Annotated in this window: 6 protein-coding genes; 1 reads left to right on the forward strand and 5 read right to left on the reverse strand. The window is 49.1% G+C overall.

From position 1 onward, the window contains the following. Positions 1–1,274 (reverse strand): transglycosylase domain-containing protein (locus tag VK958_RS06100; protein WP_325239858.1); only part of this gene is annotated, 1,274 nt, incomplete at its 3' end. Positions 1,275–1,321: 47 nt separating this feature from the next. After that, positions 1,322–7,258 carry an alpha-2-macroglobulin family protein gene (locus VK958_RS06105; protein ID WP_325239860.1) on the reverse strand — a complete coding sequence of 1,979 codons (5,937 nt, stop codon included), beginning with the start codon at positions 7,256–7,258 and terminating at the stop codon, positions 1,322–1,324. 429 nt (positions 7,259–7,687) lie between these two features. Here VK958_RS06105 and VK958_RS06110 point away from each other — a divergent pair, with 429 nt between their 5' ends. Continuing rightward, on the forward strand, positions 7,688–8,632 hold the full coding sequence (locus VK958_RS06110; protein WP_325239861.1) for an IS1595 family transposase: 945 nt from the start codon (positions 7,688–7,690) through the stop codon (positions 8,630–8,632). Positions 8,633–8,844: 212 nt separating this feature from the next. On the opposite strand, the gene VK958_RS06115 is transcribed toward VK958_RS06110, so the two are convergent. The 3 genes from VK958_RS06115 to VK958_RS06125 form a co-directional block, all read right to left on the reverse strand. Next, complete coding sequence (locus tag VK958_RS06115) at positions 8,845–9,120, reverse strand: hypothetical protein (protein WP_325239863.1); 276 nt, start codon at positions 9,118–9,120, stop codon at positions 8,845–8,847. Between the two features lie 6 nt (positions 9,121–9,126). Continuing rightward, on the reverse strand, positions 9,127–9,660 hold the full coding sequence (locus tag VK958_RS06120) for a Panacea domain-containing protein (protein ID WP_325239864.1): 534 nt from the start codon (positions 9,658–9,660) through the stop codon (positions 9,127–9,129). Positions 9,661–10,057: 397 nt separating this feature from the next. Continuing rightward, on the reverse strand, positions 10,058–10,885 hold the full coding sequence (locus tag VK958_RS06125) for a hypothetical protein (protein ID WP_325239865.1): 828 nt from the start codon (positions 10,883–10,885) through the stop codon (positions 10,058–10,060). Positions 10,886–11,070: the final 185 nt, after the last annotated feature.

Raw genomic sequence — 11,070 nt, forward strand, 5'->3', positions numbered from 1 at the left:
TTGTCGAGAAAAGGGTCAATGCCGACCAGCGTGAGGGTGCGGATCGCGGGTACATTCAGGGATGCACCCAACGCTGTACGCACGCTGACAGCACCCTGGAAATGCCGGTCATAATCTTGCGGGATATACAGCCCTGAAGGCGTGGTCAGGGCCAAGGGGGAGTCGTCCAGTACCGAGCTGGCATTCAACCAGCGCTGGTCAATCGCCAGCGCATACAAAAATGGCTTCAGGGTGGAACCCGGCTGACGCAATGCAGCCACGCCATCCACTTCTGCTGCGCCGGATAAATCACCGCTGGAACCGACATAGGCGAGTACTTCGCCACTCAGGTTATCCAGCACCACCACTGAACCATCTTCCACATTCTGGTCTGCCAGTTGTGCCAGGTGGGTGCGCAGGGTGTTACGGGCAAAACGCTGCACACTGGCATCGATACTGCTCTTCAATTGTTCACCATTTTTGTTTAATAAATGGCGTGCCAGATGTGGCGCATCGTCCATACCCGCGATCGGAAACGGACGTGAGGGCAACAATGCAGTGCGCAAGGTCACTTGCATGCAGCTATCCAGTTTGGATTTGTTACCAGTGAAAAACGGCATGGCCTGAAGCGTCGCACAAGCACGCTTCGCCAGCCGGCTGCGGGACGCTCCCGGTGATTTGATGAGTGACGCCAGGATAGCTGCATCTATGTTATCCAGGCCATTCGGACCTTTAGCCAACAGGCCTCTTGCGGCAGCATCTACACCAACCAACTCACCTCGGAACGTAACGCGATTCAGGTACGCTTCAAGTATCTGTGGTTTGCTCCAGTGCAGTTCCAGCGCGAGTGCATAACGGATCTGCTGCAGCTTAACCGACCAGCTATTATTTTGCGAAGAACCGTCAGCTGGAGCATTTAACAGCTTGGCTAATTGCATGCTGATGGTACTTGCACCCCGGGCACGTGAGCGGTGCAGGTTGTCCAATAAGGCTGAACCGGCCGCCATTAAATCAATGCCAGCGTGGTTGTAAAACCGTTTGTCTTCGGCGACTAATGCAGCCTGTTGAAGCGTGGGGGAAATGTCCTGCAAAGGAACCCATGCAAGCATACGGCGTTGTTTATCCAGGCGCAGGCGTTGCAAAACCTGGCCGTCCCTATCCAGCAAAACTGCTTCAGAACTATGGGTTGCAGATCTGGCTTGTTCAAATGAGGGTACAGGCGTAAGAAACACCCAGGCACTCGCGACAATAACGAAGAGGGTCATTGTTGCGAGCACGATGCGCTTGCGGGTCACTGCAGTTCTTTCCTCAACTGGGCTTGATTCCTTTGTCTAAATACTCGTTAGGTGCCAGGTTTTACTTCTATCGCAGCCACAGGCAATTCGGCAAATATTTCCGGCGCATACATCGCCTCCACACGGCTGGCTGGCATGGCAAAGCGGCCAGCGTTGTTCAGACGCACCGTGTATTCGATGCTGAATTTGCCTTTAGGCACATACGAATAATAAGCACGGAAGCCATCAAATGCGCGCTCTTCAAACGCCGGGCGTTGCCAGCCTTGTTTCTTTTCCCCGGCCGCTAACAGGCCGGAGTCGCCACCAAGGCCACTGCCTAAAATAGTCGCGCCCGCCGGTACCGGGTCATTGACCACTACCCAGGTCATATCGGTCTGCGCATCGATTTCCAGTTGCACGCGGTAGGTATCGCCGCGTTGCCACTGGCCGCCGGATTTTTGCTCAATCGCAGTCACCGTACGTTTGATTTTATAACCAGCAAACAATGGTTTATCCAGAGGCAATGCGGCTTTGGAAGTCACAAATGCCCACGGTTTGCCATTACCCAAGTGCTGGATAGAGAGTGGGATAGCGGTTTTTGGCCATGCAAAATGCGCGGCTAATCCGGCGCCCATAGCCGTACCTTTTACCGGGTCATGATGCCCGGTTTCTTCTGAAGCCGTTTTTGCGCCAGACCAATTGAGTGACTGCGCTTGATCCCCCAGTTTGACTTGCGTGCTGCCAGCTACCGGTATTTTCTCGAAGTGCGCCTGGAAGTAACGTAACGCGGTCGCACCCCAGGCATTGGCCACTGTAGTACTCCAGTGGCCGTTGACCTGTCGCGACAGTGCACCACGGGCCAAGCGACCTATATCTGCCGCTTCCATCTCCGGGTCGTCCGCCAGCAGGCGCAGTGCGCGCACTGCGTTCAGGTCAGGCGACACCATCAGCCACCACAGGTAATCCTGTTTTTCGGTCGAAAAATTCATAGTGGTACCTGAGAATGTCAGGCGGGATTGCAAGACCTGGCGCGCCTGTTTCAGTTTGTCGTCATGTCCAGGAATTTCAGGCAACCGTTGCAATACCGATACCCAGTCAATCACGCCCGAGCTTGGCCAGAGGTTAGGGCTGATTTCCAGTGGTTCCAGCATGGCCGGGCGGGCGCGCTCATACCTGGCCAGTGCGTCAATCGCTGCCAGTTTACGCAGCGTCAGGTCAGCCGTTTGCAGACTGCCATAGCGTTGGATGCGGCCGGCAACAAAGTCTTCCAAGCCTTTCAGCATGCGCTCACGCGGCCCTTCCGGAATGGTGTAATGCGCTTCATCAGCGATACGCAGCAGGTAGCTGGTCAGCGTATCGTCACCCTGCAACCAGTCGATGGCAAAATACCTGGCGAGGCCATCCTGGTCCAGATGTGCGGGCAGGCTGTTCATCACCTGGTTCCAGCCGCCCTCGCTTTCCAGCGTGACCGCGACCGAAGCGCGTTGCTCCAGGCAAACATAGGGATATTTGCTCATCCATTCGCGCAGCGCTTCCTGATTGCCCGCCAGTGAGCGCGTCAGCTGGATATCGATACCGCCACGTCCGGCAATCGCACCGGCCGGTTGCTGGACGGAGAAAGTCCATGGTGTATCCGTTTGCGCTTCTGAGTTTGATTGTTCTCCTGGATTTAATTGCTGTAAGGTTTGCTGGTACACCCGCACCGGATACGCGGCACCGACTTGCTGTGAAATTTTCAGTAGGTCTTGCGCCGGTTTTAGATTGCTACCGGTCACCACTTCCCTGGCACTGATAGTCCAGTTTAGACGGCTGGCATTTAACGGAACAGTCGCCGGGTAGGACAAGGTAGCGCCTAGACCCTCTTTCAAGGTAATGCGCTGTGTGTGCGGTGTTTTGCTGACGTCATCCGTCACCGTTACATCCAGGGTCAAAGGCCGCTCGGCGCCATTACGCACCGTGACCATGGCATTGAACTGGTCGCCTTCGCGCACAAACGGTGGCAAGCCGGAGAACAGCATCACTTCCTGCCCGCTACGAATCAGGGTGGAAGCAGTTCCAAAGCGCATGGCACCAGCGTGCGCAATCGCCGCAATCCGGAATGAAGTCAAAGAGTCATTCAAGGGCACATCCACCACTGCCTGGCCATGCTTATCCAGTTTCAGGCTTGGTTTCCATAACAGCAAGGTATCAAACAACTCACGTGCATTGGCTCCCTGGCCGCCACCGCCGCCAGGTGCGACGGCTTTTTTGCCAAAATGGCGTTTCCCTATCACTTGCGATTGCGCGGTAGAAGTACGCACTTCAATTGGCCGTCGCGCCATCATCGCTTCCAGTAAATTCCACGATTGCGGTTTCGCCAGTTGCAACAGGCCTTCATCCACCGCTGCCAGCGCCACTTCGGCATTGGCGGCAGGCTTGCCGGTGGGGTCCGTCACCGTCAGTTTCACCCGTGCTTTATCGCGCACATGGTAAGCCTGGCGATCGGGTTCAACCTTGACTTTCAGGCTGTAAGCCTGCCAGCCGACGCGGATCTGTGTCATGCCTAGTTTGAATGCCGGTTTGGTTAAATCTACCAACGCCGTAGGCCGGGTATCTATTTCTACTGGCATTTTCTTGACCAGGCCAAAGAACATACCTATGCGGTAAACCATGCGCTTCAGCCATGAAAACTGGCCGGATACTTCAGGGTCTATACGGCCACGCACTACCATCACGGATACATAAGCATTGGGACCATAGTTGCTCGCAATCGGCACTTTGATAAATGGCGAACTTGCGCTGACAGGCAATACGAAAGAATCGAGGATGCCTTCGCGCTCGACTGTCACCAATGCTGTTGCTTTTCGGAATGGCATGCGCACTTCAAAGCGGGCTGTTTCGCCAGGCTCATAGGCGCGCTTATCTGCCAGCAAGTCGATACGGTCACTTTGCGAGGCGTCAAACCAGGCGTTGTCGTCTGCCACGTATACTTCACTGCTGGCAATGGCGATATTGCCTTGTTTATCCTGGGCAGAGGCTACCAGTATGATTTCGCCTGATTCCGGCGCCGGGCCATCGCACATCAGTATGCCGCGTTTATCAGTATTGCCACCACAAACATTGCCTGCCTTCTTCACTTCAGCGGTTTGCTCATAGGCATAAAATCCGCCCAGCATACGTTTGCGGTAAGCATAGGTTTTGCGTGTATATGCTTCGATATTCACTTTGCGGTCTGCCCAAGGTTTGCCTGCTGCATCCAGTGCCAGCACCTTGAATGCCAGCCGCTCCTTGGTCGCAAAAAAGCCTTCTATTTTCATGCCGAGCGACAATGCCGAAGGCAATATCACCGCTTGTGTGGCGGCATTTAGAATCTGGCCGTTAGGGTCGGTGTATTCCATTTCCACTTCAAGCGCATGCGATTCCTGCACCCTGGGTAATTTGTCGAACGTGACCCTGGCTCCGCCATTGCCATCCAGAGACAGATTCACGGTTTTCGCCGGGTAGCCTTTGACTTGCGCAGACGACTCCGCATCACTATCGCCACCTTCCTCCATCTCCGGATCATAGGAATAAGGTTGTACTGCTTCTATGCCTTCTTTGGGGATATGTCCGCCAAAACTGAAATCTTCAAACTGGTTAAATTGCAGCGGGTAGTGCACAAGTCGGCTGCGGAACTTGACCGGCGCGCCGGCAGCGGCACCTCCCGCCAAATAATTCAGCTGGGCATCAATCGCTAGTTGGTTGCCGTTAATCAATGGTTGCGCTGGCGGTTTCAGCACTGCTTTCATCAGCGGTACCCGGTATTGCTCGACGCGGAATGCGCCCGAAGTGAGCATAAACTGCCCAGCCATGAATGACACTGAGTAAGTACCTAACTTTGCCTCTTTGGGGATTTCCCAGGTAGATACGCCAGCAGCGTTTGACCAGCTCACCGGTACATCATATTTCTCGCCGCTACCTTCATGTACTACTGAGATAGTTGCCGGCTGGTTGTCCGAGAGATCAAATCCTTTGCCGGTGCGTACGCGGATAAAGTGTTTCATGGACACTTTTTCACCAGCACGGAACAGGGGGCGGTCAAATACCGTATGCGCAACCAGTGGCGTACCAGAGGAGCCTCCCCCTAGATTGAATTGCCAGGGGCTGATGCCATCGTCCCAGGATGAAAACACGAACGACATATCATCACCTTTGCGCGCCGTTGCCAGCAAACCCGAGCAATGGTTGTAGTAGCTGTCAGGCAATGTTTCTTCGATATGCGCCATGCCCTTGCCATCGGTTTTTCCCTCCCACAAGGTGCGACCTTCACAGGTGGAAACCCGAACTGCCGCATTGGCGACTGGTTGTGCATTATCCAGCCGTGTGACCCATACCAGCGAAGATTCACGGCCCTGTTTCAGGTGCACTGCCATATTGGTCACTAGCGCACTGGAAGATACATAGTAGGGTTTTTGCTCGCCATGCAGCGTGGCCCCCAGGCGGTCACTGGCGAATTCCACTATATAAAAACCGGGCTTTTTCAGTGGCACGCCTATCAGCTCAAAGGTTTTATCGCCATGCGCACGCGGCAGTTGTAGCGGGCTGGTTTTAAAATTTGAATCTTTGGCTGAATCCATCAGTAACGGGATTTCGCCTTCACGCGGATAACGGTCATGCTCGCGCGAAAACTGCTGATCCAGCTTATTATCGTAAGGATGGCGGGTGACGCGGAAAAACCATTCCGCCAGCGTCGCGTCATCGTCCAGTGCCAGCCTGCCGACGATGCCTTTACTGGTAGCGGATGCACCAGGTTGCAGTTGCACGCCAGTGAGCGCCGCTTCAACATTCCGCACGCTGACTGGCAGGGCAGGTTGTGCATGTTGCTCGAGAATACCAAAGCGCGAAGGAAACTTGATCAGTGGCGGGTCTTCGTCAATATCAAGCTTGAGCGGGAATGACGCGCTGTTCACTGGCGAGCGATCAGCGTCATCCTTGAATCCATAGGGAAGTGACAGGCTGACGCTGCTTTTTTCGGTAAATGGTCCGCGAAAAGAAACCGACTCTACGGTTTTGCCGGTGTCATTTTTGCCAATCACTGGTGCTATTTGCTTGCCATCGGCGGTTTTCAGTAATAACTTGTTCGCGACATCACGCTCTACCGGTGCGCTGAATTGCACGGTAATCGGCAGCACCGGCACGCAGCCCGCTTTTGGGTTGGTGCGCGTGCAATTGACGCTGACTTTAAATGCCTCGCGCACGGCAAATTGCAAGGATTGGGCTTGTGAAGTAGCAATGCCTGAGGTTGACGTGATGCCTTTGTCCCACCATAAGGTTACTTTGCTGCCTGCCGGCAATTTGCGGTCACATTGAGCCACGATCACAGTTGCGTTTTTCAAGCGGTTATCTTTGACTTCAACAATGCCCTGTTTAGCTTTTTTGGTGATTACCAGAAAGAAATTGCTGGCACGGCTAGCCTGCTCGGCCAGGATTTTGTCACGCTGGCTGCCTTCAATAATCTTCAACGGGATGCGGTCACCCACGCCATTAATACTGCAAGCAGCATGCTGTTTAACGGAATCAAGACTGACCGGCGCGTCCAGCCCCAACAGGAATACCTGTTCTTCATCAATCGACTCATTGCCTTCATAAGGATGAGAAAGCTGGATGGCCGGACCGCCGGTGTTGAAGCTGAAGGATTTACGCTCAAGCGCAACGCCATTCAGGCTTTTGCTGCTGGATTTCGATGTGAAAGTACATTTAACTCCCGCGGGCAGGTCACTGTCAAAATCGTAGATCCAGTGTAGTGCATCTGCCCAATGACCATTGCCAGCTACCGGACAGGATATGTCAAAAGGCGATTCCAGCCTGGGGTCACCGAAAGCCACCATGGCTTCGGAGAAGCGGGCGCTCACTTGGCGTACGGCTTTGATTTCGCCTTGTGGGGAGAAGGATTGTACGGTGACAGCAGCTATTGGAGGTGCGGGTTCGGCAGCAGCCATATTTGAAAACAATAGTATGCTTAACAATACAATCTTCAACGCGCTCATGAAAATCCTCTTCTAGTTTTTTGCAGGCTTGATGCGATGTTTGTCTGGCCTGTTTGGTTTTTGCGACATAGTGGGAATGATGGCCTCACTATGTGCTGGATGGTTTAAGTTTAACGAGCTTTGGTGACACTTGCCATATCAAATCATGAATGTTAACAAACCATCATTTGCAACAGGTCTTCATTCTGGCCTAGGCCGGAATCCAGGCAAGGTTCATGCTTAGCTCAGTTACAATTAATGAGCCAGTGTCGCACTTGCTGAAGGTTTTAATAGGTATTTCTTTGGATGGTTTAAGCATTGTTTTTCGCCTCTAGGCGAGTTACTTTTCTTTGCTTGCCCAAAGAACAAGTAACCAAAAGAAAGGCGATATTATACTTTACGTACCCAGATAAATAGCTCATAATCTGTCCATACTTTGGAGATACAGATATGAGCATCCTTTCAGCACCTTACTTTCACAACGAAGAAGCCGCATACGCTTACGTAGAATCTAAGCTGTGGACTAATGGTCCTGTATGCCCACACTGTGCAACCTTTGACCGCATCGGCAAGATGGGCGGTAAAAGCACTCGCATTGGTACTTACAAGTGCTACACCTGCCGCAAGCCATTCACTGTTAAGGTTGGTACTATCTTTGAATCTAGCCACATCCCTATGCGTTTGTGGTTGCAAGCTATCTTCCTTATATCTTCCAGCAAAAAAGGTATTAGCTCTAACCAATTGCACCGCACTTTAGGCATCACTATCAAATCTGCTTGGTTTATGTCTCACCGTATCCGTGAAGCTATGAAATCAACCGATGTAACCTTGTTCGGTAGCAATGGTGGTGACGTTGAAGTTGATGAAACCTTTATTGGTCGTGACTTCACCAAAAAGCCTAAAGGTAGCCCGATTGGTCGCGGCTATGAGCATAAGAACAAAGTTCTTTCTCTGGTTGACCGTAACACCAAGCAAGCTAGAAGCATCGTCGTTGATGACCTGAAAATCTCTACTCTGTTACCTATCCTGCAAGCCAACATCCAGACCGAAGCTAGATTGTTGACTGATGAAGCTGGTCAATACACTAACCGCTATTCAGGCATGAACAAGCATTTCCGTGAGCATGGATTCACTAAGCACGGTTCAGGTGAATATGTATCTAAAGTTGATCCTACTGTACACACCAACACCATTGAAGGCTTCTTCTCTATCTTCAAGCGTGGCATGAAAGGTATTTATCAGCATTGCGCACATAACCACCTTAACCGCTACCTTGCGGAATACGACTTCCGCTATAACAACCGTGTTGCATTAGGCGTGAACGATACTGATCGCGCTGACAAACTGTTACGCGGTGTAATCGGCAAGCGGTTAACCTATAAAACGATTAATTAATGAGGAACCACACAGGAGGAATAAAAGTGGCAGAAAACCCAAAGCCGGAACCTAATGACAAAGAGCAATCGAAGCGGTTCGAGGAAACCTCTAGACTGTTAGAAGTGGATGAATCAGGGCGGAAGTTCGAGGACGCTCTGAAGATTATTAATCGAAAAGAAAAACCAAGAAAATCAAAATAAAAAACCCGCTAAGTTGCGGGTTTTTCTAATTCAATCTAATTTTATTGAGATTATATTTACTTCATCTTCATTAAAATCAAACAATATAGTCATTGATTTGGGAGTGCCAAATTCCGAGTAATCAGCCGTTTTTATAATCCAAGCATTTGTACCAGTAATTTGCACCGCATCTTCTTGTGGGCCTCTTGCTAATCTCCATTTCCAACCTTCCCATAAATCATTAATACGTGGAAAAGTAGTAACGGCTTCATTAAGCGCTTGCTCGACTTCTGGTGATTCAATAATTGATCGAGCATGGAATGTCATGGATGATTATGCTGCTAGAGCAAGCTTCTCCTGTGCCCAGAAAATATCATTTTCATCAATTTCGCCTAATTGATTAGCAAATACAGTTTCTAAAGGAATGCACTCCCCAATTTCTGCTAGCTTCCAAATAGTCCCATGAGTTTCCTCACTAATAGATTTGGCAGTGTGTTTTACGCAGACATATTCAAAGGCTTCATCTACTAGCGATATCTCATTGCCGTTAAAAGCGCTTTTGTCCACAGGCTCAATGGATATGTACTCATGTTTACCATAATTAAAATGGTTCACATGCCCACGGGCAATCTTTCTTTCGGTAACTAACTGATCAACAGCAGTCACGACTGCATTAGGCACCGGCCCATGCTGACGTTTTACATATGTAGCGCAAGTAATTGGAGCGCCTGTAGTCATATAGTTAAAAGCGTCAGCGTACCACAGTACTTTATTTAGCTTCACAGCTCCTAGCAAAGACGGATCTTCTGCTTTTTCGCAGATGTAATGTACTAGGGTTTTGAATTTATTCCAATTTTGATCATTCATTTTCATTTCCTTTTTTGCGTTTACTGGCAATTTATAAAAACTGCGGATAGCAAAAAGTACCTGCCAAACAGGTACATTTGTAATGTTATCAGATTATCGGTAACAGTATATTAATCTTTTGAGAGGCATGAAGAAGTAGGTAAATCACTGTATATCATGTAGGAAAATTTCCCACATTCATAATAACTCTGAATAGTTACAAGTTACTTACGGATAAAAGATACAAAACTTGATTACATTGTAAGTTCTATATGGTTATACTTAGTAAGTATTCAATCTAAGTTAACCTAAGACATATAGCAGCCGTTAATAATTCATTTACAAAGTGCGTGCTAATAGTTGCAGCCTATTACTTTTGAAACAGGAGAGGATTGCAAAATAGTAATCCTCTCCTGTTTCATGGAGTAAGCACCCCATTTTCATCCATCTTAGATGCAATCTTCTGCATAAAGGCATTTGTAGTATCAAATAAGTACTGCGCCTCTGCTTCAGTATATTTAATTTCAACATGCATGGTTTTATTTCTCCATGCATCTTTGATTGCATCAAGACGAGCATAAATATCTTGGAAATTATCTTTATCTTTCCATTGATAACTGTTCTGCTTATCTTTCTCTCTAATTTCCTCACGAATGCGCTTCAAAATACTTCCCCAGTTTCTATTATTTCCAACTAAAGGAACATTGATTGATAAGCAGTGATGAATCGCACATATTGATATTTCTAATATACGCATAAGATGAAATACGGTTGCTGTCGCTCTACCAAGAGCTAAACACTTTCCGGCTTCGTCTATTTCATATAAAGCTGATGGAAACTTGTCTGCAACTTCTTGTCCCATGTGCGGTTTTGTTTGATTATAAAGTTCATGCTCTATAGATGTTAGCCCAATAAAATTACGCTGTTTTAGTTCTATTACAATAGAGCTTTGTAACTGACTAATTGTTTTCGCAATCTCCAAAAAATTCTTCTTTTTTGAAAAGGCCTCAAGCATGAGGTCAACAAAACCAGCAGATACATCTAGATGTACATTTATAAGGGATGACTTCAAAGAATTTAAATTCGCTGGAGCAGCATTAATTAGTTCGTCTGGAAGAAAAATATCATCGTTTGTATTTCTAACTAATCCTTCTATCTGACCCATAAGGTGCGAAATTTGAACCAACTCATGAGCATCAAATTTATACATATCCCAAAGACTCCGTAAGGTGTAAGTTTTTCTCATCTTACACCTTCATTTCGAACTTGGGTATGCGAAGTATAATATAGCCAAAAGAAAGGGCACCCTAGCTTCCGCTTGTATCCTGCGTTGCTCGTCAAAATAAGCGGTCACGAAACTCATCCTAGCGGCCTGCACAAAACGCAGGCCACCGCGGGATTCAGACAGTCGCTCCCTTCTCCCTTATTTTG

Origin of the sequence: Methylophilus sp., assembly GCF_035460085.1 — a bacterium.
GTDB lineage: Bacteria > Pseudomonadota > Gammaproteobacteria > Burkholderiales > Methylophilaceae > Methylophilus.

Bases quoted from the DNA above. Each gene is read 5' to 3' on its own strand.
- VK958_RS06105 (WP_325239860.1), bottom strand. From the start codon at position 7,258: ATGAGCGCGTTGAAGATTGTATTGTTAAGCATACTATTGTTTTCAAAT.
- VK958_RS06120 (WP_325239864.1), bottom strand. From the start codon at position 9,660: ATGAATGATCAAAATTGGAATAAATTCAAAACCCTAGTACATTACATC.
- VK958_RS06110 (WP_325239861.1), top strand. From the start codon at position 7,688: ATGAGCATCCTTTCAGCACCTTACTTTCACAACGAAGAAGCCGCATAC.
- VK958_RS06125 (WP_325239865.1), bottom strand. From the start codon at position 10,885: ATGAGAAAAACTTACACCTTACGGAGTCTTTGGGATATGTATAAATTT.
- VK958_RS06115 (WP_325239863.1), bottom strand. From the start codon at position 9,120: ATGACATTCCATGCTCGATCAATTATTGAATCACCAGAAGTCGAGCAA.